The sequence below is a fragment of the Rhizobium sp. FKY42 genome (assembly GCF_005222835.1).
Classification (GTDB): domain Bacteria; phylum Pseudomonadota; class Alphaproteobacteria; order Rhizobiales; family Rhizobiaceae; genus Neorhizobium.
In genome coordinates this window covers 178,486-200,020 of record NZ_STGA01000073.1, presented here as the reverse complement: position 1 = coordinate 200,020, position 21,535 = coordinate 178,486, and the positions used below count along the sequence as shown (strand labels likewise).

Annotated in this window: 19 protein-coding genes; 12 read left to right on the top strand and 7 right to left on the bottom strand. The window is 58.0% G+C overall.

Annotated elements, in window-relative coordinates:
• The first annotated feature begins 275 nt into the window (after positions 1 to 275).
• From E8M78_RS22595 to recN, 7 genes are all read left to right on the top strand, one after another.
• A complete protein-coding gene (locus tag E8M78_RS22595; RefSeq protein WP_137137173.1) occupies positions 276 to 1,202 on the top strand; it encodes a D-alanine--D-alanine ligase in 927 nt (308 codons plus the stop codon).
• Positions 1,199 to 2,119: a cell division protein FtsQ/DivIB gene (locus E8M78_RS22590; protein ID WP_281405093.1), complete on the top strand. Its 921-nt coding sequence runs from the start codon at positions 1,199 to 1,201 to the stop codon at positions 2,117 to 2,119. The genes E8M78_RS22595 and E8M78_RS22590 overlap by 4 nt, the downstream gene beginning before the upstream one ends.
• The gene (gene ftsA / locus E8M78_RS22585) at positions 2,116 to 3,447 is read left to right on the top strand and encodes a cell division protein FtsA (protein WP_137137171.1); all 1,332 of its coding nucleotides are present in this window, start codon (positions 2,116 to 2,118) and stop codon (positions 3,445 to 3,447) included. The genes E8M78_RS22590 and ftsA overlap by 4 nt, the downstream gene beginning before the upstream one ends.
• Positions 3,448 to 3,533: 86 nt before the next feature.
• Entirely contained in the window at positions 3,534 to 5,363 is a 1,830-nt protein-coding gene (ftsZ, locus tag E8M78_RS22580) for a cell division protein FtsZ (RefSeq protein WP_137137170.1), read from the top strand.
• Positions 5,364 to 5,619: 256 nt separating this feature from the next.
• Entirely contained in the window at positions 5,620 to 6,573 is a 954-nt protein-coding gene (gene lpxC / locus E8M78_RS22575; RefSeq protein WP_137137169.1) for a UDP-3-O-acyl-N-acetylglucosamine deacetylase, read from the top strand.
• 182 nt (positions 6,574 to 6,755) lie between these two features.
• Positions 6,756 to 7,622 (top strand): outer membrane protein assembly factor BamD, encoded by an 867-nt coding sequence (locus E8M78_RS22570; RefSeq protein WP_137137168.1) that lies wholly within the window; start codon positions 6,756 to 6,758, stop codon positions 7,620 to 7,622.
• Between the two features lie 40 nt (positions 7,623 to 7,662).
• Positions 7,663 to 9,330, top strand: coding sequence for a DNA repair protein RecN (gene recN, locus E8M78_RS22565; RefSeq protein WP_137137167.1), 1,668 nt, complete (start codon positions 7,663 to 7,665; stop codon positions 9,328 to 9,330).
• 9 nt (positions 9,331 to 9,339) lie between these two features.
• On the opposite strand, the gene E8M78_RS22560 is transcribed toward recN, so the two are convergent.
• The gene (locus tag E8M78_RS22560; protein ID WP_137137166.1) at positions 9,340 to 9,903 is read right to left on the bottom strand and encodes a cytochrome b; all 564 of its coding nucleotides are present in this window, start codon (positions 9,901 to 9,903) and stop codon (positions 9,340 to 9,342) included.
• A 198-nt stretch (positions 9,904 to 10,101) separates the two neighbouring features.
• On the opposite strand from E8M78_RS22560, the gene ligA reads away from it, so the two are divergent.
• Positions 10,102 to 12,258: an NAD-dependent DNA ligase LigA gene (gene ligA, locus E8M78_RS22555; protein ID WP_137137165.1), complete on the top strand. Its 2,157-nt coding sequence runs from the start codon at positions 10,102 to 10,104 to the stop codon at positions 12,256 to 12,258.
• A 50-nt stretch (positions 12,259 to 12,308) separates the two neighbouring features.
• Here ligA and E8M78_RS22550 read toward each other — a convergent pair whose 3' ends face one another.
• Positions 12,309 to 12,845, bottom strand: coding sequence for a GNAT family N-acetyltransferase (locus E8M78_RS22550; protein WP_137137164.1), 537 nt, complete (start codon positions 12,843 to 12,845; stop codon positions 12,309 to 12,311).
• Positions 12,846 to 13,136: 291 nt separating this feature from the next.
• On the opposite strand from E8M78_RS22550, the gene E8M78_RS22545 reads away from it, so the two are divergent.
• Entirely contained in the window at positions 13,137 to 13,652 is a 516-nt protein-coding gene (locus E8M78_RS22545) for a CreA family protein (RefSeq protein WP_137137163.1), read from the top strand.
• A gap of 77 nt (positions 13,653 to 13,729) precedes the next feature.
• Here E8M78_RS22545 and E8M78_RS22540 read toward each other — a convergent pair whose 3' ends face one another.
• Positions 13,730 to 14,194 (bottom strand): chemotaxis protein CheW, encoded by a 465-nt coding sequence (locus tag E8M78_RS22540; protein ID WP_062554154.1) that lies wholly within the window; start codon positions 14,192 to 14,194, stop codon positions 13,730 to 13,732.
• Between the two features lie 3 nt (positions 14,195 to 14,197).
• Positions 14,198 to 16,141: a methyl-accepting chemotaxis protein gene (locus E8M78_RS22535; protein WP_246658442.1), complete on the bottom strand. Its 1,944-nt coding sequence runs from the start codon at positions 16,139 to 16,141 to the stop codon at positions 14,198 to 14,200.
• A 492-nt stretch (positions 16,142 to 16,633) separates the two neighbouring features.
• On the opposite strand from E8M78_RS22535, the gene E8M78_RS22530 reads away from it, so the two are divergent.
• Both E8M78_RS22530 and E8M78_RS22525 read left to right on the top strand, forming a co-directional pair.
• Positions 16,634 to 17,233 carry an SCO family protein gene (locus E8M78_RS22530; RefSeq protein WP_137137161.1) on the top strand — a complete coding sequence of 200 codons (600 nt, stop codon included), beginning with the start codon at positions 16,634 to 16,636 and terminating at the stop codon, positions 17,231 to 17,233.
• A gap of 95 nt (positions 17,234 to 17,328) precedes the next feature.
• Complete coding sequence (locus E8M78_RS22525) at positions 17,329 to 18,216, top strand: 50S ribosomal protein L11 methyltransferase (RefSeq protein WP_137137160.1); 888 nt, start codon at positions 17,329 to 17,331, stop codon at positions 18,214 to 18,216.
• Positions 18,217 to 18,237: 21 nt separating this feature from the next.
• Here the strand turns inward: E8M78_RS22525 and E8M78_RS23495 are convergent, their stop codons facing one another.
• Complete coding sequence (locus tag E8M78_RS23495) at positions 18,238 to 18,411, bottom strand: hypothetical protein (protein WP_170973517.1); 174 nt, start codon at positions 18,409 to 18,411, stop codon at positions 18,238 to 18,240.
• 252 nt (positions 18,412 to 18,663) lie between these two features.
• Between E8M78_RS23495 and E8M78_RS22520 the strand changes: the two genes are divergently transcribed.
• Positions 18,664 to 20,493 carry an aminopeptidase P family protein gene (locus E8M78_RS22520; RefSeq protein WP_137137253.1) on the top strand — a complete coding sequence of 610 codons (1,830 nt, stop codon included), beginning with the start codon at positions 18,664 to 18,666 and terminating at the stop codon, positions 20,491 to 20,493.
• 6 nt (positions 20,494 to 20,499) lie between these two features.
• Here the strand turns inward: E8M78_RS22520 and E8M78_RS22515 are convergent, their stop codons facing one another.
• Entirely contained in the window at positions 20,500 to 20,808 is a 309-nt protein-coding gene (locus E8M78_RS22515; protein WP_137137159.1) for an AzlD family protein, read from the bottom strand.
• Entirely contained in the window at positions 20,805 to 21,515 is a 711-nt protein-coding gene (locus E8M78_RS22510; protein WP_137137158.1) for an AzlC family ABC transporter permease, read from the bottom strand. The genes E8M78_RS22515 and E8M78_RS22510 overlap by 4 nt, the downstream gene beginning before the upstream one ends.
• Positions 21,516 to 21,535 lie beyond the last annotated feature (20 nt).

Here is a 21,535-nt window from a genome sequence, read left to right as displayed (position 1 = left end):
TGTTGAGATTCTGATTCAGCAGCCGTTGTGCTGGGAGCTTTCCGAGCAAGCAGCTTGGTCCAACATTGGCTTCTGCGGTGATCCGTGGCGTTCCAATGTTCGAATCTTCTGCGCTATGCGCTTGATCTCACAAGCATCCGCCTCATCCAGTTAACGAAAGTAAACGATTCATTAACCATGTTGCGGCACAAATGAAGACGCGCGGGAATCAGGTTCGCGCACCAGTTTGGCGCAAGGAATGGGGTCTAACAGGCCCGGTCTTCAAGGAGTGTTCGATGAGTGGCAAGCATGTGGCTGTTCTTATGGGTGGATTGTCCGCCGAGCGCCCGGTCAGCTTGTCCTCCGGAAATGCCTGTGCGACTGCTCTGGAAGGCGAAGACTATCGCGTGACGCGCGTGGATGTCGGGCGCGACATTGCTGCTGTGCTTGCCGAGTTGCGCCCGGATGTTGCCTTTAACGCGCTGCATGGTCCCTATGGCGAGGATGGCTCCATTCAGGGTGTGCTTGAATACCTGCAAATTCCCTACACCCATTCCGGCGTGCTTGCATCGGCGCTTGCCATGGATAAGGCGCGTGCCAAAACCGTTGCGGCGGCGGCTGGCATTCCTGTTGCTGCCGGACTGGATCTGAACCGTTTCGACATCGGCAACGAGCATCCGATGGAGCCGCCTTACGTGGTGAAGCCGGTTTGCGAAGGTTCGTCCTTTGGCGTTGTGATCGTCAAGGAAGGTCAGTCGCATCCGCCGCAGGTAATCGGGTCTTCGGACTGGCGCTATGGCGACCGTGTGATGGTCGAACGCTACATTGCGGGGCGCGAACTGACCTGCGGTGTCATGGATGGCGTGGCGCTTGGGGTCACCGAAATCGTGCCTGTTTCGGGCGCCTTTTACGATTACGACTCGAAATATGCGGATGGCGGATCAAAGCATGTCATTCCCGCACAAATTTCACCAAATATTTACCAAAAGGTTCAAACACTGGCGGTCAAGGCGCATCAGGCGATGGGATGCCGCGGCGTGAGTCGCTCCGATTTCCGTTTCGACGATACCAAGACTGAAGATGGTGAGCTCATCTGGCTGGAAATCAATACCCAGCCCGGCATGACGCCCACCTCCCTGGTGCCTGAAATGGCCGCTCACGGCGGTCGCAGCTTTGGTGAACTCGTCCGTTGGATGGTGGAGGATGCTTCGTGTTCTCGCTGAACGGTAAATCCAATACCGGTAAAGATCTGCGTTACGGTGCTGGCAAGCCCAGTGACGAGCGTCTTGTGTTGCCGCGCCCGCTCCGGCGCGTCGTGCGCTTCTGCGTGAGCCTTGCAACCGGTCGTGTTCATATTCCTCGCCATACCGGTACAGTGTCCGTTTTCGCCTTCTTCGGTATGGTCGGTCTCTACGGCATGTCGCTCGGCGGGCACACCGACGATTTCGCACAGAGCACGACGGCGGCGGTGGGCTTTGCCATCGAGAATGTTCGCGTCTCGGGCAATAGCGAAACTTCGGAAATCGACATCCTGCAACTGCTCGGGCTGGATGGCACGACCTCGCTCGTTGCGCTCGACGTTGAAGGTGCACGCCAGAAGCTGAGCAAGCTGCCTTGGGTTCAGTATGCCGAAGTGCGTAAAGTCTATCCGAAGACCATTGAGGTGACGCTCAAGGAGCGCGAGGCATTCGGCATTTGGCAGAACGGTTCCGAGCTTTCGCTTATCGAGAAGAACGGCAGCGTGATCGCACCTCTGCGCGACAGCAAGTTTGCTTCCCTTCCGCTTTTCGTCGGTCGTGGCGCTGAGAAGGCTGCCGCTTCGTTCCAGACCGAAATGGCAGGCTGGCAGGATCTTCGCTCCCGCGTTCGCGCTTATGTGCGCGTTGCCGGTCGCCGCTGGGATCTGCATCTCAACAATGGCGTCATCATCAAGTTGCCGGAAGAGGGCGTCGAAGAAGCGCTTGCGTCCCTCGCCAAATACGAAGCTGCCGAAGGCGTACTTGAGCGGGATATCGCGGCCATTGACCTTCGCCTCCCGGACCGTACGACAATTCGCCTGACTGAAGGCGCACAGGAACGACGTGAGCAGGCTCTGGCCGCGCGGGCGAAGGCACTGAAGAAAGCTGGAGGTCAGACGTGAGTTTGTTCGGTTCTTCCGGTTTTGGATTGCCCCGCTTGAAGCCTTTGTCTTCCAAGCGGTCGCATGTCGTTTCGATTCTCGATATCGGCTCCAGCAAGATCGTATGCATGATTGGCCGTCTGACACCCCGCAAGGAGAGCCAGATTCTGCCGAACCGCACGCACAATGTCGAAATCATCGGGATCGGTCACCAGCGTTCGCGCGGCGTCAAGTCCGGTGTCATTGCCGATATCGATGCCGTCGAAAGCGTCGTCCGCCTCGCTGTCGATGCTGCCGAGCGCATGGCGGGGCTGACTGTCGATAGCCTGATCGTCAACGTTTCTGCCGGTCGCCTGACCAGCGATGTCTACACGGCCAGCATCGATCTGGGCGGGCAGGAGGTTGAGGCTTCCGACCTTCGCAAGGTGCTGGTTGCTGCGAGCCAACAGTCTCGTAGACAGGATCGTGCGGTTCTGCATTCGCTGCCGACAGGCTTTTCTCTTGACGGAGAGCAGGGGATTCGCGACCCGCTTTCCATGTATGGGGATCTTCTCGGCGTCGACATGCATGTGGTGACCGCTGAGCGGGCCGCGCTCAAGAACATCGAGCTGTGCGTCAACCGCGCCCATCTGTCGGTCGAAGGCATTGTTGCCACGCCCTATGCCAGCGGTCTTGCGGCTCTGGTGGATGATGAGGTCGAGCTTGGTTGCGCCGCCATCGACATGGGCGGTGGAACGACGACCATCTCCGTCTTCGCCGAGGGCAAGCTGGTGCATACCGATGCCATCAGCATTGGCGGTCACCATGTGACCACCGATCTGGCCCGAGGGCTTTCCACCCGAATCGAAGATGCAGAACGCCTGAAGGTGCTTCATGGCTCCGCCATTGCCACGGCAGCCGATGAGCGTGACTTGATCTCCGTTCCGCCGATTGGCGAAGATGATCGCGATCAGCCGACACAGGTTCCGCGCGCTCTGGTGACTCGAATCGTCCGGGCTCGCCTTGAGGAGACGCTGGAACTGATTCGCGATCGTATTCAGAAATCGGGTTTCAGCCCGATCGTCGGGAAGCGTGTGGTTCTGACAGGCGGTGCCAGCCAACTGACCGGTCTGCCAGATACGGCTCGCCGTATTCTTGCCCGTAATGTCCGCATTGGTCGCCCTATGGGGGTCTCCGGTTTGCCGACGGCCGCCAAGGGTCCGGCCTTTTCGACTGCGGTCGGTCTTCTGATCTATCCGCAGGTCGCAGACATGGAAACGCATTCCGAGCAGAGCGGGCTTCTGTCCACGCTCGGCGGCGGTGGTGGCCGTTTTGCCCGCATGGGGCAGTGGCTCAAGGAGAGTTTTTGACGCTCTAGTTTCAGGCAAGGGTGTCAGCGTAATGAAAGAGATCGGCGCGCTTGGCGAGGCGGCCAGAGAAAAAAGGAACGGTTCATATGACCATCAAGCTGCAAAAGCCGGACATTACCGAGCTGAAGCCTCGGATCACCGTCTTCGGCGTTGGCGGAGGCGGCGGTAACGCCGTCAACAACATGATCACCGCAGGCCTGGAAGGCGTCGATTTCGTCGTTGCCAACACGGATGCGCAGGCCCTCATGATGTCGAAGGCCGAGCGAATCATCCAGATGGGCGTTCAGGTCACCGAAGGTCTTGGCGCGGGTTCGCAGCCGGAAGTCGGTCGCGCCGCCGCTGAGGAATGCCTCGACGAAATTATGGATCACCTGTCCAGCACGCATATGTGCTTCGTGACTGCCGGCATGGGCGGCGGTACGGGTACGGGCGCTGCTCCGGTGGTTGCGCAGGCTGCCCGCAGCAAGGGTATCCTGACCGTTGGCGTCGTCACCAAGCCGTTCCACTTCGAAGGTGGCCGCCGCATGCGGTTGGCAGAGCAGGGTATCCAGGAGCTTCAGAAGTCCGTCGATACGCTGATCATCATCCCGAACCAGAACCTCTTCCGCATCGCTAATGACAAGACCACGTTTGCCGATGCATTTGCCATGGCGGACCAGGTTCTCTACTCCGGCGTTGCCTGCATCACCGACCTGATGGTGAAGGAAGGCCTCATCAACCTCGACTTCGCGGATGTTCGCTCCGTGATGCGCGAGATGGGCCGCGCAATGATGGGCACTGGCGAGGCTTCTGGCGAAGGCCGTGCAATGCAGGCTGCCGAGGCCGCCATTGCCAACCCGCTGCTGGATGAAACCTCGATGAAGGGCGCACAAGGCCTATTGATCTCCATTACCGGTGGTCGCGACCTGACGCTGTTCGAAGTCGACGAAGCGGCAAGCCGCATTCGCGAAGAAGTCGATCCGGATGCCAACATCATTCTGGGTGCGACCTTCGACGAGGCTCTGGAAGGCGTCATCCGCGTCTCTGTTGTGGCAACAGGCATCGATCGTGCGCACAATGCAAACGATCTTCGCGGAGCCGACATGCGCGCTGCGCAGAAGCCGATTATCCGTCCTTCCGCGGCCGTTGCTTCGGCTCCGGCCGCAGTTCAGCCTGCGATGATGCAGGCCCCCCGTCCTGCTCCGGTTGATCCGGTTGCGGAAACGATCCGTCAGGCAGAAGCCCAGATGGAACGCGAGCTTTCGATCCCGGCGCCAATGGCTGCAGCACCTGTCCAGCAGTCCGCTCCGGCACCTCAGCCAGCACCTGTTGCTGCTGCGCCAGCCGCCGACGAGTTCCGTCCGCAAAGCCGCCTGTTCCAGGCTGCTGCTCCGGTCGAGCCTGTTGCCCAGCGTCCGGCTCCGCTTCCGATGCAGCCGTCTGCTCCCGCTCCATCCTTCACGGCAGCACCGCAAGCTCCAAGCTTCTCGGCACAGCCCGCTCCGCAGCCGATGGCCGCAGCACCTGCACCGCGCATGGCGCCTCCCCCGATCGAGCCAATCGCTCCGATCGTTCGCCAGAGCGTTGATCAGGTTCGTATGCCAAAGGTGGAAGATTTCCCACCGGTGGTTAAGGCTGAAATGGAACAGCGCGCACAGCCCGTGGCCGCCCCACAGGAAGAGCGTGGACCGATGGGCCTTCTCAAGCGCATCACCAACTCGCTTGGTCGCCGTGATGAGGAGGAGCAGGTTGCTTCAGACATGACAGCAGCACCATCCGCCGCTTCGCAGCAGCGTCGTGCGCTTTCGCCAGAAGCAAGCCTCTATGCGCCGCGCCGAGGCAACCTGGACGATCACGGTCGCGCCGTTCCGTCATCACATCATCAAGATGACGACCAGCTGGAAATTCCGGCCTTCCTGCGCCGTCAATCCACCTGAAACACAGAGAATCGCAAAGCAATGGGAACCCGGATCGCAAGTCCGGGTTTTTCTTTGCGATCTAAAGGGTTGTGAGAATCGGTTGAGACGTTTTCGAGCGGGGGTTTTCGTTACAATCCGAAATGAACAGTGATTTGGATTGTGGAAGAGACCGCCGTATCTACAGGATCATAAATGGGTTCTGAGTCAGGTGGATTTGAGTCTAGCCCCCAAGAGCATAACTCCCGCCATGACGGGAGACATAAAGGCAAAACGAATGACTGTTGGATTTTTGGGTTTTCAAACAACGATCGCATCGCCGGTAACGCTTTCGGGAATCGGTGTTCATTCCGGAAGCCCGGTTTCGATCACGTTCCAGCCCGCAGATCCGGGGACGGGCATCATCTTCAGCCGCAGTTTTGCCGATGGTTCCAGTGTGGAATACAAGGCGGTGTCTTCCAACGTCGGGAATACGGATCTATGCACGGTGCTCGGCACCTCGCTGCCACGGTCGGTTGCGACGATCGAACATGTGATGGCGGCTTTTTATGCGCTTGGGCTCGACAACGTCATCGTCGAAGTCGAGGGCGCTGAAATGCCGATCATGGATGGCTCTTCTTTCCCCTTCATCGAAGCGATTGAAAGCGCCGGAATGGTCAATCTCGGCGAGAAGCGCCGTTATATTCGCGTTCTGAAGCCGGTGCGCATCGAATCAGGGGCTTCATGGTCTGAGTTTCGTCCCTATGATGGCACACGTTTCGAGGTTGAAATCGATTTCGAAGCGCCGCTGATCGGTCGCCAGTCCTGGAAGGGTGATCTGACCGCCAACGTATTTCGTGATGAACTCTCGCGCGCCCGGACCTTCGGCTTCATGCGTGATGTCGAGCGCCTCTGGGCTGCCGGTTTCGCACTCGGTTCTTCGCTGGAGAATTCGGTGGTGATTTCCGATGACAATACCGTGGTGAACGTAGAGGGTCTGCGATTCGTCGACGAGTTCGTTCGCCACAAGACGCTGGATGCTGTTGGTGATCTGGCGCTTGCCGGTGCGCAGTTCATCGGCTGCTATCGTTCCTATCGTGGCGGACACAAAATGAATGCCAATGCCCTCAAGGCGCTGATGAGCGATCCTACCGCCTATGAGGTGGTTGAAGCTCCGAGCCGCAGTCAGCGCGTGCGTGCCCGGGAATTTGTTCCGGTGAAGGTGCAGGAGCTTGCGCCCTCTGTAGGTTGAATGAACATTGATGAATTTGAAGGGCCGCCCGCGTAAGGCGGCTTTTCTTTTTGTATCTTTGGCAAGAGTGCCACAAAATTGCGTCAAAGCCACATCATTGCGTTGCTCTCTTGCTTCTTATATGGCTAGAACGCCAATTGAGGCGGTCGCTGTAATATCGCGTGGCAATCGGGAACTGTCGAATGACTGAGTCTATGTCTGTTGGAATGAGAAACACTGCACGAGTAGCGCTGGTGTCTCTATTGTTGGTCGGCACATCTTCGCTGGTCACGTCATGCCAGTCAGATCCTGACATCGATATCACCAAGCTGGGTCTGGCGACGGATCCTCCAGAGCAGCTTTATAATCAGGGTCTCGCGAACATGAAGGCTGGCAACATTGCCGAGGCCAGCCGAAAGTTCGATTCGATCGATCGTCAGAACCCATTCACAGAATGGGGCCGCAAGGCGCTGGTGATGAGCACCTTCTCCAAGTACCGCCTGGCGCAATACGACGAGGCGGTGGCAACGGGTAATCGTTACCTGCGCCAGTATCCGAGCTCCACTGACAGCGCCTATGTTCAATACCTCGTCGGCTTGTCCTATTCGAAACAGATTGCTGACGTGACGCAGGACCAGAAGGCGGCGCGCAACACCATCGATGCCATGCAGAAGGTCGTCGGTAACTATCCAAAGTCGGAATATGTCGAGGATGCGCAGGCCAAGATGCGTTATGCGCGCGACCAGTTGGCGGGCAAGGAAATGCAGGTCGGTCGCTACTATCTGGAGCGGAAGGAATATCTCGCCGCCATCCAGCGCTTCCGCAATGTGGTTGAAAACTACGGGCGCACCAATCAGGTCGAAGAAGCACTCGCTCGTCTTGTCGAGGCCTATTATGCCATGGGCGTTCAGGAAGAGGCGCAGACGGCTGCTGCCGTTCTTGGGCAGAACTATCCTGACAGTCACTGGTACGCGGACTCCTTCAAGTTGTTGAAGGGTGGTGGTCTGGAGCCTCGCGAAAACCGCGGTTCATGGATCTCTCGCGCTGGCGCCAAGCTGATTGGCGTCTGATTGCCCAGCGTCCCTGCTCATCCAGTGAAATAGGAACGTCATGCTCATCCAGTTGTCGATCCGCGATATCGTCTTGATCGAGCGGCTTGACCTGTCCTTCGAAAAGGGGCTTTCGGTTCTGACGGGCGAAACGGGCGCGGGCAAATCCATTCTACTCGACAGCCTTTCCCTGGCGCTCGGTGGCAGGGGCGATGGCGGCCTTGTGCGGCACGGGCTGGACAAGGGGCAGGTGACGGCTGTTTTTGATGTTCCCGGCCATCATCCCGTGCGGGTTCTTCTGCGCGAGAATGGTCTGGACGATGATGGCGATTTGATTTTCCGGCGCGTCCAGTCTGCGGATGGTCGCACCAAGGCCTCCGTCAATGACCAGCCGGTCAGCGTGCAGTTGATGCGGCAGCTCGGCCAGTATCTCGTCGAGATTCACGGCCAGCATGATGATCGTGCGCTTGTCGATATCAATGCCCACCGGACCCTGCTGGATGCCTTTACCGGCCTGACCGACGAAGTGGCGCAACTGGGTGGGCTTTACAAGCAATGGCGCGATGCGGAGCGGGCTCTTAAAACCCACCGCGCACGTGTGGAAGCGGCTGCGCGTGAAGCGGACTATCTTCGTGCATCTGTGGAAGAGCTCGAAGCTCTAAGCCCGCGTGATGGCGAAGAAGACGACTTGGCCGAGCATCGGGCGCGCATGCAAAAATCCGAGCGTATCGCCGGGGATATCGCCGAAGCCTGTGAATTTCTGAACGGCAATGCCTCGCCGGTTCCGTTGATTGCTTCGCTGGTCCGGCGTCTGGAGCGTAAGAGTCACGAGGCGCCCGGCCTGCTGGAAGATACCGTTCAGTTGCTAGATGCGGCACTCGACAATCTCTCCAACGCGCAAATGGAAGCCGAAGCCGCCCTTCGCCGCACGGAGTTTGATCCGCGGGAGCTGGAGCGGGTGGAGGAACGGTTATTTTCCCTCCGTGCGGCAAGCCGCAAATATTCGGTTGCGGTGGCGGAGCTTCCTGCTCTTGCGGCCAAGATGGTGGCCGATCTTGCCGAGCTGGACGCTGGCGAGGAGAGGCTTGGCTCCTTGGAAAAGGCGGCAACCATCGCCAAGGCCGATTATGATCGTGCCGCCCATTCGCTGTCCGCAAAGCGGGTCAATGGCGCCAATGCATTGGCCGAGGCGGTGATGGCCGAGTTGCCAGCGCTCAAATTGGAGCGGGCGCGCTTCATGGTCAATGTTACGCCGGATGCGGACAATGCCAGTGCCGAGGGCATCGATACCGTCGAGTTCCATGTGCAGACCAACCCTGGCACCCGCCCAGGGCCGATCATGAAGGTTGCCTCCGGAGGTGAGCTTTCTCGCTTCCTGCTGGCGCTAAAGGTTGCGCTGGCGGATCGTGGTTCTGCCCCGACGCTGGTGTTCGATGAGATCGATACCGGCGTGGGTGGCGCTGTTGCGGATGCGATTGGCCAGAGGCTGAAACGGCTTTCGGACAAGGTGCAGGTGCTTTCCGTTACGCATGCGCCGCAGGTTGCTGCAAGAGCGGCAACGCATCTTTTGATCTCCAAGGGGCCGGTCGAAGGATCTGACAAAATCGCGACGCGCGTGGCAACCATGACGCCGGAACACCGTGCCGAAGAAATTGCGCGCATGTTATCTGGCGCCACAGTGACGGATGAGGCGAGGGCTGCCGCTGCCCGTTTGCTTGCCAGCGGCTGATCGTTCAGACTATTCCGCCGCGATCAACGGACGGCCTGCCATACGGTTTAGCACGTTATCTTTCCAAACGGTTCGGTGGATGATGACCATTCCAATGTGGCCGGCGACCATGGCCAGAAGACACCATGCCAGAAGCCCATGTGCGGCATTGCCTGCATTCACCATCCAGTCGATCTTTTCTGGCGCTCCCGGAATAACAGGCACGCCGAAAAAGGCCGCACCGCGTTGCGAGCCATAGGCGCGCAGCAAAGCAAGAAGTGGAACTACCAGCATCAAGGTATACAGCCCAAGATGACCAAGGCGCGCCGCGGTTCCGACCAGCCCACCCTCATGGGCCGGACGATTTCGCAGATTGAACAGGCCCCAGAAAGCGCGGATCAGGGCGAGCGTCATCAGGAGCGTGCCGATTGAAGCATGAGTTCCGACGAAGAAGCTGACGAGCGGTGTTCGACCCAGGATAAGCCGCAAGCTCATGCCGAGGAATTGCCACAGAAACAGCAGCGCCATGACCCAGTGCAGCGCGCGCGTCATTTTTCCGTAGTGCAAGCCTGTGTCACGCCAGCCAAGCGCCATATCCTATCTCCAATAAAGTTGACTTTATTAATCTTCTATTGCTGCTGCGATGCACAATTGTCCAGATGGTTCAGGCCACAGTTGCGTGAATGCCTGCGCGGCAAAGGCTGTGAGTCCGCCGAGAGGAAATCGTCTTCGGCATTTTTCATTCCCGCCGATTGCGCTAAGTACGCATCAGCGGTTTGCAGGGAGTTTGATATGGCTGCGGAACAGACATCTGTCGAAAGCTTGGATGAAGAGCAGGCCGCTGCCGAACTGGCCTTTCTGGCTGCGGAAATCGCGCGGCACGACCTTCTCTATCACGGTGGAGATGCGCCTGAAATTTCTGACGCCGATTATGATGCGCTCAAGCGCCGCAATGACGCGATCGAGGCACGCTTTCCAAAGCTCATACGTTCAGACAGCCCATCGAAACGCGTGGGTTCTGCGCCGCTTCCGACTTTCGCGCAAATCACGCATTCCCGGCCGATGCTATCTCTGGACAATACGTTTTCCGATGAGGATGTGCAGGACTTTATTGGCTCGGTTTATCGCTTCCTCGGGCGTCTGCCGGACAATTCGATTGCCTTCGCAGCAGAGCCAAAGATCGATGGGCTGTCGATGTCCATCCGCTATGAGAATGGCCGCATGGTGAGTGCAGCCACCCGTGGCGATGGCACGACCGGCGAGAATGTGACTGCCAATATTCGAACCATCAAGGAGATCCCGCAGCAATTGCCGCCTGGAGTGCCTGCTGTCGTGGAAGTGCGCGGCGAGGTCTACATGGCCAAGAGCGATTTCTTCGCGCTGAACCAGCAGATGGAGGCAGAGGGTAAGCAGACTTATGTCAACCCGCGTAACACGGCTTCTGGTTCACTTCGTCAGCTCGACCCGAAAGTTACTGCGAGCCGAAAGCTGCGTTTCTTTGCCTATGCCTGGGGTGAGATGTCCGAGATGCCGACCAATACGCAGATGGGCATGGTCGAGACCTTCCGGGAATGGGGCTTTCCCGTCAATCCGTTGATGAAGCGGCTGAGCAGCGTATCGGATATTCTGGAGCACTACCGCGATATCGGGCTTCAGCGTCCGGATCTGGATTACGATATCGATGGTGTCGTCTACAAGGTGGATGAACTTGCGCTGCAGGAGCGGCTGGGCTTCCGTTCCCGTTCACCTCGTTGGGCGACAGCCCACAAATTCCCGGCGGAGCAGGCTTTTACGACGGTTGAGAACATCGACATTCAGGTGGGCCGCACAGGTGCGTTGACGCCGGTTGCCCGCCTGACGCCGATCACTGTCGGTGGCGTGGTGGTGACGAACGCGACCCTGCATAACGAGGACTACATCAAGGGCATCGGAAATGCGGGTGATCGCATTCGTCCTGAAGGGCACGATATCCGCATCGGCGATACGGTCATCGTGCAGCGGGCAGGGGATGTTATCCCGCAGGTGCTGGACGTTGTATTGGAGAAGCGTCCCTCCGACGCCGTATCTTACGAGTTTCCGAAGAAGTGCCCCGTCTGCGGTAGTCACGCGGTGCGCGAGCGGAATGAAAAGACGGGCAGGCTTGATTCGGTGACACGCTGCACCGGCGGCTTTGTCTGTCGTGCGCAGGCGGTGGAGCATCTCAAGCACTTTGTTTCACGCAATGCCTACGACATCGAGGGGCTGGGCTCGAAGCAGATCGATTTCTTCTTCGAAGCGGAAGACCCCTCGCTGCAGATTCGGACCGCGCCCGACATCTTCACTCTGAAGCAGCGTCAGGAAGCATCACTCACCAAGCTCGAGAATATTGAAGGTTTTGGCAAGGTCAGTGTGCGCAAGCTCTACGAGGCCATTGATAACCGCCGGGAGATTGCACTCAACCGATTCATTTTCGCCCTCGGCATTCGTCATGTGGGTGAGACGACCGCGAAGCTTCTGGCGCGCTCCTTTGGCAGTTATGAAGCTTTTGAGGCGGCCATGAAGGAGGCAGCCAGCCTGACCGGCGAGGCCTGGAACGACCTGAACGCTATCGAGGGTATTGGCGAGGTCATGGCGCGCGCGATTGTGGAGTTCTTCAAGGAGCCGCGAAATGTCGAGGTCATCTCGCGGCTTCTTCAGGAGGTGAAGCCGCAGGCAATGGAGGCAGTGGCTGTGACTGACAGCCCCGTTGCAGGCAAGACGGTTGTCTTTACCGGTTCTCTTGAGAAGTTCACCCGGGACGAGGCCAAGGCCCGCGCTGAAAGCCTTGGCGCGAAGGTTGCAGGCTCAGTGTCCAAGAAGACGGATTACCTTGTTGCAGGACCGGGTGCTGGCTCAAAGCTCGACAAAGCCCGCGAACTGGGCGTGACCGTTATGGATGAGGACGAGTGGCTGGCGCTGATTGGCGGGTAGGGGCAGTTTGACTGGACGGCGAGAGTTTATACCTCTCGCCGTCCAGTTATTCAGTTCCTGATTCGTGCCATTGTGTAGGCATCCACATATCGACCATCGCGAAACGCAAAGTCTCTGTGTGTCCCCTCCACCTCGAACCCGACCTTTCTGTAAAGCCTGATCGCTGCTTCGTTGTCGGTATAGACCGTCAGTTCCAAGCGTTTGATGTTGTACCAGTTATCCGCAATAGCAAGGATTTCGCCGATCAGGGCTGATCCAATGCCGCGCTCTCGATAGCCATCATGCACGCCCATGCCGAAGTTCGCTGTATGACTGCGTCGGCCAGAAAAATGGGTCATTCCTATGTCGCCAACGATGCGTTCGTCGATCACGGCAACAAGAGAGATAAAGTTTGCTGGTTGGCTCTCAATGCCTTTTCGGATCTGCTCCTGCGTATGGTAGGGGGTACGTAAGGTCCCAAAGCGGTAGCCGGGCAGGTTGTGCAGTGCTGCCATATCAGTTGCGTCGGCAGCGCAGCGGGCGCGAATATTGAGGCCGTGAGGCCAGCTTGCATTCGCATTGATCGGGATGGATTGGCTGTCGCTCATGATTTCTCTCTTCGATGTGTCGAAGCAGAGAGCATTCCTCCTCCCTGCCTCATAAGTGGCAGGGATTGCGAGGATGACTGGTTCTTAACGCACCACGCCGTCCACACGCCCTGCAGGGCTGAGGGTAAGCATTGTGATCACAGGGTGCGCGGAGTTAGTCATGACTGCAGAATGCCCATAAGGTTGACCCGGGTCAATACGAGTTCTGTTTTTCTCTTGTAAGGTGTGGGGCAGTTCTTATGTCTTTGCACGAAGGCAACCATTTCACATTTACTTGAGGGTGCTCATTGCATGTTGTCCTATCGAAAAATTCTGAGGCAGGTTGCGCGCGTCACGGCTCTGTCCGCTTGCTTGCTCTCTGCTGGTTTCGTTGCCGCACGTGCCGAAGTGGTCGGCAAGGTTGGCGTCGACTGGATGGGAAATGACATCATCGTCGACGCGATGACCGATCCCAAGGTCAGAGGCGTGACGTGCCACGTGACCTATTTTGATCGTGGCGTGCTGGATCGGTTGAAGAACGGCAACTGGTTCGAGGATCCCTCAAATAACTCCATAGCCTGCCGCCAGACGGGGCCGATCGAGATCGATGATATCGAGCTTTCCAAGGAGGGCGAGGAGGTCTTCAAGCAGGGCATGTCGCTGATCTGGAAGAAGCTCGTCGTCAACCGCATCTATGACAAGGCGAACAATACGCTCGTCTATCTCATTCACTCGCGCCAGATCGTTGATGGTTCCGCCAAGATGGCGATTTCCACAGTGCCGCTGTTCAACCAGAATGTCGTCTGGAAGAACGGCGCGCCGAAGTAGAAAGCCGGTGAAACGCCGAAAACCCCGGTCTTTCGACCAGGGCATCGGTGCCATCACGCAGCGGGTTGTGAACTGACTCAGGCAGCCTGAGCGAGCTCGTCCGCGATCACGGTGTCGAGGTTCAGGAAGCAGACCATGGTCTTTTCCAGCGCCACGATGCCACGGCAGAAGGCGCGCTGTGCTTCCGGAATGATTTCCGGCGCCGGCTGCAGATCTTCGCTCTTGATGGTCATCATGTCGGAAACCTGCTCGACCAGCAGGCCGACCAGCTTGCCGGCGATATCGGTAACGATGATGGCCGCGCGCTCCGAAGGCTCCGTCATCTTCATGCCAAGGCGGCATGCCATGTCGATGACGGGGATCACCGCACCGCGCAAGTTGATGAGGCCGAGAACATAAGGTGGCGTGTGCGGCATCGGAGTTACCGGCGCCCAGCCGCGAATTTCGCGAATTGCCATGATGTCGATGCAGAATTCCTGATCGCCCAGATGGAAGGAGACGATTTCGAGATAGGCTCCGGACTGCTTGATGGCGTTCGACATGGTTTAGAACTCTTCCCATTTCTCGTTGGATTCGGTCGCGATTTTTTTCGCGGCAGAACTGTTGCTGGTGATGGCGCTCGCAACCCTGTTCATCAGGTTGCGGGCAGGAGACGGACGATGAACCGCTGCCGCTGGATGATCCTGGACGGCAACGGGGCCACTACCATTGACGCGGAACTGTCGCATAAGCCTGGCGAGGGTTTCCGCATCGTTGGCCAGGGTGTGGCTTGATGCGTTGGTTTCCTCCACCATGGCCGCGTTCTGCTGCGTCGTCTGGTCCATCTGGCCGATTGCGGAATTGATTTCCGAAAGTCCGACGAATTGTTCGCGCGCCGAGGTTACGATTGCACTAACGTGCTCATTAATTTGCAGAACATCGTCACCGATTCTATGCAAAGCCTCACCAGTTGCTCTGACGAGATCAACTCCAGTTTGTACTTCGGTATTGGATCGCGTTACGAGTGCCTTGATGTCCTTGGCGGCACCGGAGGCGCGTCCTGCCAATTCACGCACTTCCTGTGCCACGACGGCAAAGCCTTTGCCGGCTTCGCCGGCGCGCGCGGCCTCGACACCAGCGTTCAAGGCCAGCAAATTCGTCTGGAAGGCGATCTCTTCGACCACGTTGATGATCTTGCCGATTTCGCCAGTCGCCGCCTCGATACGCTCCATGGCTGCCATCGCGTCACTTACGACCTTGGAAGAGCTTTCGGCAAAATCCTTCGAGTTGCTAACCATCTGGCTTGCGCCTTCTGCGCGATCGGTTGCGATCCGAACCGTGCGGGTGATCTGCTCGAGCGCCGCAGAGGTTTGCTCGAGGGATGCTGCCTGCTGTTCGGTGCGCTTTGCCAGATCGTCCGCGGCGGAGCGCATCTGTTGAGCATTGGCCTGGATAGAGGAGGAGCTGTGGTTGATCTCCTGCATCACCACACGAAGCTTTTCACTCAGTCGGTTCAGGTCTTCCCGGATAGGCTCCAGATCCGGTCGGAATGGCTTCTCCAGCGATACCTGCAGGTCGCCAGCCGTAAGGCGGGAAAGGGCGGAGGCAATCGCCATCGTCGCCTCCCGAATGGTTTCTGCATCAGCCTGTTGTACGGCAATTCGCTCGCGGGTTTCCCGATCGGTACGAGCGCTCGTTTCGGCGGCCTCCTGCTCGAGTGTGCGTTTCTCAAGAGCCGCGCGTCTGAAGCGCTCCGTACTGCGCGCCATGGAGGCGATTTCATCCTGCCCCTCGGTGCCGGAGACGGGCGTCGAGCAGTCGCCATCGGCAATGCGCTGCATACTGGACGATAGGCTTGCCAGGCTTCTGCGAATTGCCCCGGTGTGCAACAGCTGCAGGACCGCGACCGTGACGAATGCGAGAGCGGCCACCATCAACTGGAAATAGAAGATGTTATCCGACAGGGTCTGCACTTCGGCCATGCGGGCGGTGGCCAACTGATCACCTTCGGTGGAAAGCGTATCCAGAATTTTGGTGACATGGTCGCCGGTCTCGTCGATGAGATCATCAATCTTTCCGAACGCATCTGCGTCGGCGCGTGTCTCTATCAAGGCTGGCAAGTCGCGACCGATCAGGCTGGAAAGCTTGGCGACATCAGCGGCGTAATCGCGCGCAATGTCCTGCTTGGAGACTGTCGCAGCAAAACCGGTGACAACGGACGTTGCTGCGGCAAGCTCCGCAGTCGTCTTCCTGATTGTTTCCGTGCGTTCCGGCTGCATCTTGCCTTCCTCACGGTCGATGATAGAGTCCATCGCCGTCAGGGCAAGTTCCAGCGATGCGGAGCGAAGATCCACAATCGTGGCCACAACCTTGCGGACCTCGGCCGCACTGTGCAAATTCTGCTCAACCTGGTACTTTTGATGCCATCCGGCCGCGAGCATGGATGCCATGCCCACAAGAGCGGCAAAGCCAAGGGTCAGCAGCCGCTGATTGACAGTCATCGAGAACATGCCTGCATTCTTCGCCATAGGGGACCGCATTTTGTTTGAGAGCCAAGGTGGCTTTGAAGGACAAATCTGGTATAACTAACGAATGCTAACTTTGACGCGTGTGGCAGTTCTGTGACTACCTCTCCGCGAGTTAGAGAATGGACAATAATCCGTTAAGCATTCGCTAATCACGTTCCACTGAAAATGAGTGGCAAAGACTGCGGTATGTGGCCAACCAGACCTGAGATATACTCAAGTTCGATGTATCGTCGCAGTTTGACTGCATTGATTTTGCTTGTTGTGACGGCTGCGCTGGGCTTGGGCTTTGCGGGCTGGATTGCCAACGGCTCCGTGCTGTTTCTGGCGATGTCGGAGAATCTCGCGGCCTGGTGCATGTAAGCACTTCTGCGTGAGGCATATGCGCGCGCCAGAGCGGAAAAAGCCTGAAACAATTGCAGTTCCCCGCACAAGGTTCTAAACCCATATCTGGGTCTGGAATGCGAGGATCAATCGTTGAGAACTGTGCGGATCGTCCTTTGGGTTGCTGTCGCTGTCATGGCGGGCATTCTCGGCTGGCTCACCTATGACGTGACCCGTTCCAAACAGCAGATCACCGAGGGGCCTTTTGGCGTGCCGTTTCAGTTGGTGGCGCAGAATGGCCAGCCGATCACCGAAAAGGCATTCCAGCAAAAGCCGACAGCGCTCTTCTTCGGTTTTACCCATTGTCCGGAGGTCTGTCCCACCACCTTGTTCGAGCTTAACGGCTGGCTGCACAAGGTTGATCCGAAGGGTGACAAGATCAACGCCTATTTCGTCACGGTCGATCCCGAGCGCGATCCGCCTACGCTGTTGAAAGACTATATTTCCAATGTCACCGATCGGGTGGTCGGTATTTCAGGTGACCCCAGCAAGGTTGCCGAGGTTATCAAGGGTTTCCGTGTTTACGCGCGCAAGGTTCCGGTAGACGAGAATAAGCCAGACGGCGACTATACGATGGATCACACGGCGTCTGTTTTCCTGCTGAATAATGGCGGGCGCTTCTCCGGGACGATTGCTTACGGAGAGAGCCCCGACATAGCGATAAAAAAGCTGGAAAATCTCATCAAGGGCTGAGCGCGCTTGCGCTGTCAGCGAACTGCGGCTTGCTGCTGCGGGGGCTTTTGTGCCATTGGTTTCGCTTGATTTGTCCGGGTCAGAAAGAGCTTTCCGTGAGTGAACTCCGTCTTTTCGTTACCGTCACCGAGCGGGAATCCGAGGATATCCTTGAACTGCTTTCGCTGTGTTTCGGCGAAGAGGATTATGCCATCGGCACCACCGAGATCGACGAAAAGGCCGACCGCTGGGAAGCATCTATCTATATGATGCTGGCTGATGAGGACGAGGTTCGCGCACGTTTTGCTGACACGATCGCGGAGGCCTATCCCACGCTTGAAATCGAGCGCGAAGTGCTGCCGGACATTGACTGGATTGCCAAGTCGCTCGAGGGTCTGAAGCCGGTGCGGGCAGGGCGCTTTCTCGTTCATGGGTCGCATGATCGTGACAAGGTGCGATTTGGCGATCTGGCAATCGAAATCGATGCGGGCCAGGCTTTCGGCACCGGCCATCACGGCACGACTGCTGGCTGCCTTGAGGTTATTGAAAGCGTGGTTCGCGCGCATCCGCCGCGCAATGCGCTTGATCTGGGGACGGGAAGTGGCGTGCTGGCAATTGCCGTATACAAGCTGCGCAAGATCCCGGTTCTCGCAACTGATATCGATCCAATTGCAACGCGTGTCGCGCGCGAGAACGCCAAGCTCAACGGGATTTCGACGGGCATGAGTTTCGAGACGGCGCCGGGCTTTTACTCCGCAGCGTTCCGTAAGCACGGACCGTTCGACCTCATCATCGCGAATATTCTCGCCAGACCGTTGATCAAGATGGCACCGCAGATGGTAACGCACCTTTCGCCGGGCGGAGATGTCATCCTCTCCGGAATCCTTGCATCACAGCGCTGGAAGGTCATTGCAGCCTATAGCGGTGCCGGTCTCGCCCATGTGAAGACGATCTGGCGAAATGGTTGGGTGACCATCCATCTGCGCCACGAGGCGCGCAGCTAGCAGTTTATTCGTTTTTGGCCTTCAGAGCGGGAAGTTGGAAGCAGCTTCGCGGCGAAGCTCTTCGCGTGACTTGCCCAGTGCCGCAAGGCTCGTGTCGTCCAGCCGCAAGAGGGCGCCGTTGACATAGCGGCGTGCTTGCCGCTCGCGGGCTTCCACGATCCGGTTGAAAGCATTGTGCAGGAATGAATTTGCCATGTTCTAGCCTCCTAGGCTTTTAGGCGCCGCTGCGCCCTTCGATGACACTAATGTAGGCGATCGAAGCGCTGAGTGTTAGGTGCACTGCAGCATGAGTGGATTGCGCCTGTTGCATATGTGCATGTTCTTCCGAAAGTGCTGAGACAAGAGATCGTACTGGTAGATGAGCTAAATTCGAATAACATCCCATCGGTTTGGAATCGCGCCTCTGGCGGGCGCCCAATCGCAGGCGATCAGATGAAAGACATGCCCATGTTCCAGTCCTTTGAAACCACGTCCTCCCCGCAAACAGGTCCGGCGCGCGTTGCCGCGCTTCGTGAGTGTTTCGATGCTCTTGGTATCGATGGCTTTCTGGTGCCGCGCGCCGACGAGTTTCAGGGTGAATATGTTCCAGCCTGTGCCGAGCGGCTTGCCTGGCTGACTGGCTTTACGGGATCCGCTGGTGTCGCGCTCATTCTTCGCGACAAGGCAGTCGTCTTTGTTGATGGTCGCTACACGACACAGCTCGCTCAGCAGGTGCACCCCGATACATTTACGGCTGGTGATCTTGTAGCGAAGCCGCCGCATCTCTGGCTCGCAGAGCATGGCTCAAAAGGACTGCGGCTGGGTATCGACCCATGGCTGCATGGCGGCAGCGACGTGAAGCGGCTGGAAAAGGCGCTGGACGACTGCGGCGGCTCGCTGATCCTTTTGGATACCAATCCTGTCGATACAATCTGGGCTGATCGCCCGACAGAGCCTCGAGGTGCTGTCAGCGTTCAGCAGGAAAGTCATGCCGGTAAGCCTGCAGCCGATAAGATTTCAGAGATTGCTGCCTGGGTGAAGGAAAAGGGAGCCTCTGCTGTTTTGATCGGCGATCCTTCGTCCGTGGCCTGGATTTTCAATGTGCGCGGTCAGGATGTGCCGCACACGCCGCATCCGCTGGCGCGGGCGATCATCACGGCAGACGGCAAGGCCGAGATCTTTATCGATGCATCAAAGCTCGTCGGTGAAGCAAAAAGCCATGTCGAAACCTTGGCGTCAGTCCATGCTCCGGCATCGGTTGTCGAGCGCGTGACATCCTTTGGCGCCAATGGCGCTAAGATACTGATCGACCCGGAAGCAACGCCGTTTGCGTTGAAGCGGGCCATCGAGGCGGCAGGCGGTATCGCACTCGAAGCGATCGATCCGGCGCGTCTGCCGCGCGCGGTCAAGAACGCGGTCGAACTGCGCGGATCGGCGGAAGCGCATGTTCAGGATGGCGCCGCCATGGTGCGCTTCCTGCATTGGCTCGATAGCCAGCAGCCGGAAAGCATCACGGAGATCGATGTCGTGACGCGGCTGGAAGGGTTCCGCGCCACCGTCGGGCAGGATTTCCAGAACCCGCTGAAGGATATTTCGTTCGATACGATTTCCGGGGCGGGACCAAACGGCGCGATCATTCACTATCGGGTGACGAAAGAGACAAACCGCAAGCTTTCGTCCGGTGAGCTTTTCCTGATCGATTCAGGCGCGCAGTATATCAACGGCACGACCGATATTACCCGCACGGTTGCGATTGGCGCGGTGCCGGAGGAACAGAAACGCTTCTTCACACTGGTGCTGAAGGGCATGATCGGCATTTCGACTGCACGCTTCCCGAAGGGCACGCGCGGCTGTGATCTGGATCCGCTGGCACGTATTGCTCTCTGGAAAGCTGGCGCGGATTATGGCCATGGAACCGGCCACGGTGTCGGCTCCTATCTTTCCGTGCATGAAGGGCCACAGCGCATTGCTCGACTTTCAACGCAGGAATTCCTGCCGGGTATGATCCTGTCCAACGAACCTGGATACTATCGTCCGGGTTCGTTCGGTATCCGTATTGAAAACCTGATCTATGTGAGTGAACCGCAGGCGATCGAGGGCGGGGATAGTCCGATGATGGGTTTCGAGACCCTGACCTGGTGCCCCATTGATCGGCGTCTGGTTCTGCCGGATCTCCTGACATCCGAGGAGCGCGATTGGCTCAACGCCTATCACGCTACAGTCTTCGATAAGCTGTCTCCGCTGATCTCTCAGGCGGATGTGCTCGATTGGTTGAAGCAGGCAACTCAACCAATCTGAGACTTCTCAGGTCATCACGAAATGCCGCAACACCATGGCAGCTCCCCATCCGGCCAGGATGAGGGGGATGCCGTTATGGCGCAGGCCGACCAGCAGCGCAACGATCATTGCGATCTTGAGTTCAATCCCGCCGTCGAAGAAGGCGGGCGCAACAAGCGTTGTCAGAACTGCAGCCGGTACGGCATTCAGTGCTGTCTCCAGCCGCGGAGGCAGGTTTTTGACATTGCTCAGCAGCCAGAAACCACCGATCCGTGTAAGATAGGTCGCGAGACCTGCGGCGAGGATGATGAGGGCGGTTCTGAGATCGAGGCTCATGGCTTCGCGCCTTCATCTGGGTTAGACGACTGCGGTTTGTGCAGCATCAGCGCGGCGATGATGCCAGCCACGGCTCCGATGCTGACATGCCACGGGGAGCCGACCGTGTGCATTCCGATGATCGAGGCTGCGGCACTGACAGGAACGACAGCGCCGAAGAGCGGGCGTTTGCTAAACCCCATTACCAGTCCAAGGAAATAGATGGGCAACAGTGCATCGAAGGCCCAGGCTTTCGGGTTGCCGATCAGTTGCCCGAACACTGCGCCGAGCGCTGAACTTCCCACCCAGACGACGTAGATGATGAAGGCTGCCCCGAAGTACCAAGTGGCTTCCAGCTTGCCGACGCGATCCACACGCTTGGCGGCTTCCGCAAATTGCGGGTCCGTGAGGAAGAAGAATGCCGCAGCTTTCTGCACGGGACCAAAGTCCTTGACCATCGGTGTCATGGCCGCCGAATACAGGATGTGACGGAAATTGACTGCGAAGACGGAGAGCACGATCAGCCATGCGGGCACATGGCTGCCAAACATCTGCACGCCGACCAACTGGCTGGCGCCGCCGAATATGATGCCGCTCATCAATGTCGCTTCAAGTGGGCTCACGCCGCCGTCTACCGCAATTGCGCCAAACAGCAATCCGAAGGGGGTCGTTGATAGTGCAACGGTGAGGCCGGCTTGGATGCCGTGCCAGAAGGGAAGGGTGCGCATGGAATACCTCTATGCGCGAG

Bases quoted from the DNA above. Each gene is read 5' to 3' on its own strand.
- E8M78_RS22595 (WP_137137173.1), top strand. From the start codon at position 276: ATGAGTGGCAAGCATGTGGCTGTTCTTATGGGTGGATTGTCCGCCGAG.
- ftsZ (WP_137137170.1), top strand. From the start codon at position 3,534: ATGACCATCAAGCTGCAAAAGCCGGACATTACCGAGCTGAAGCCTCGG.
- lpxC (WP_137137169.1), top strand. From the start codon at position 5,620: ATGACTGTTGGATTTTTGGGTTTTCAAACAACGATCGCATCGCCGGTA.
- E8M78_RS22570 (WP_137137168.1), top strand. From the start codon at position 6,756: ATGACTGAGTCTATGTCTGTTGGAATGAGAAACACTGCACGAGTAGCG.
- recN (WP_137137167.1), top strand. From the start codon at position 7,663: ATGCTCATCCAGTTGTCGATCCGCGATATCGTCTTGATCGAGCGGCTT.
- E8M78_RS22560 (WP_137137166.1), bottom strand. From the start codon at position 9,903: ATGGCGCTTGGCTGGCGTGACACAGGCTTGCACTACGGAAAAATGACG.
- ligA (WP_137137165.1), top strand. From the start codon at position 10,102: ATGGCTGCGGAACAGACATCTGTCGAAAGCTTGGATGAAGAGCAGGCC.
- E8M78_RS22550 (WP_137137164.1), bottom strand. From the start codon at position 12,845: ATGAGCGACAGCCAATCCATCCCGATCAATGCGAATGCAAGCTGGCCT.
- E8M78_RS22545 (WP_137137163.1), top strand. From the start codon at position 13,137: ATGTTGTCCTATCGAAAAATTCTGAGGCAGGTTGCGCGCGTCACGGCT.
- E8M78_RS22540 (WP_062554154.1), bottom strand. From the start codon at position 14,194: ATGTCGAACGCCATCAAGCAGTCCGGAGCCTATCTCGAAATCGTCTCC.
- E8M78_RS22535 (WP_246658442.1), bottom strand. From the start codon at position 16,141: ATGTTCTCGATGACTGTCAATCAGCGGCTGCTGACCCTTGGCTTTGCC.
- E8M78_RS23495 (WP_170973517.1), bottom strand. From the start codon at position 18,411: ATGGCAAATTCATTCCTGCACAATGCTTTCAACCGGATCGTGGAAGCC.
- E8M78_RS22520 (WP_137137253.1), top strand. From the start codon at position 18,664: ATGTTCCAGTCCTTTGAAACCACGTCCTCCCCGCAAACAGGTCCGGCG.
- E8M78_RS22515 (WP_137137159.1), bottom strand. From the start codon at position 20,808: ATGAGCCTCGATCTCAGAACCGCCCTCATCATCCTCGCCGCAGGTCTC.
- E8M78_RS22510 (WP_137137158.1), bottom strand. From the start codon at position 21,515: ATGCGCACCCTTCCCTTCTGGCACGGCATCCAAGCCGGCCTCACCGTT.